Source organism: Kosakonia sp. N21 (assembly GCF_050587465.1).
In the GTDB taxonomy this organism is placed as follows: Bacteria; Pseudomonadota; Gammaproteobacteria; order Enterobacterales; family Enterobacteriaceae.
On record NZ_JBOBHR010000029.1, the window covers coordinates 1 to 1,129 of the forward strand.

1 pseudogene is annotated in these 1,129 nt (G+C 53.6%); it reads left to right on the forward strand.

The features are described from left to right. Positions 1-1,129: pseudogene (locus ACQ3G7_RS24685) on the forward strand (hypothetical protein); the annotation flags it as partial.

Genomic DNA, 1,129 nt, shown 5'->3' on the forward strand with positions numbered 1-1,129 from the left:
TCGCTGGGATGATGCGTCTGATACATGGCGCACGGTCGACCCGAAAAACCCGGGGCGTTTTGTGTATGGCGAACCTGTTGCCTTTGAGAACGGGCAATGGAAAATCAATAAAGGCTACGGCGGGCTGCGTGGCGGCGGTAAAGGTGCGTCGCGCCCTGCACAACAGGCAGACGATGAAGTGATTATGGCGGCACAGCCGGTGCGGGAAGGTTTACCGCAGGAGAAAGTGCTGGCAAACCTGGACGGCGCACAGGCTTTTAATGCCAGAGAAACGCTGGGAAGGCTCCGGAAGGTAAGGGAAATAGAGGATTCCATCCAGTCTCCTCCTGGAAAAAGTAATTATGTTGCGCCTTATGTTGCCTCGTTTCTCCGGAACGAAGGTTTTGAAAACATCCGCTATCGCGGCATCGCTTTTTTCGCAAACAGCACGGACAAATCGCCGAGGAATTACTATGTGGTTCTCGGTACCAGAGGGGGCGGCGATTATGTCTTTGATATGACTGCGAGGCAGTTCAGTAATATTTATTATGAGCTTAATGCGCCCGTTATTCTGCCTGAGCAATTATGGGCGCAGAAATATGCCAATCTGACCAGCCGGAATCTGATTAAATACGGTGACTATCCCTCACTGTCCGCTGCCATGGCGCATTTCGACAAACGTAGTCACTATTTTTACTATGGTCCAAATGCTGTGATCCCTGATGCGGTTGTCCTGCGGCGGCCAGCCTGGTACTACCCGGCAGATGCCGCCGCAGACGTTGCAGCCGCGGGAAGAGTGAAATCACCGCCGGCAGACGATATTCAGGGAGCCAAACCTAAACGAAAAGTCCGGCCTAACCGCGAAGATTTTATGGTGAATGGCAAATTTGATGAGGCGGCGTATAACGAGGTGCGGTACGGGGATGCAAAAAGGAGACTGGCGAATACCGGGGACCTGGATGATGTGGGGCGTCGCAGAAAAGCGGCTGAGGTGCAGCTCTCGCTTTTCAGCGAGAAGGAAGTACAGTCAGTAAAAATCATTGGCGAAGCGGATGACAGCTTCACTCTGACCACCATTCCGGACAAGCCGGCGGAGACACTGGCCCTGAACTCGCACGGCTGGTTTACCGGTGTCAGCGGGAAATACCGG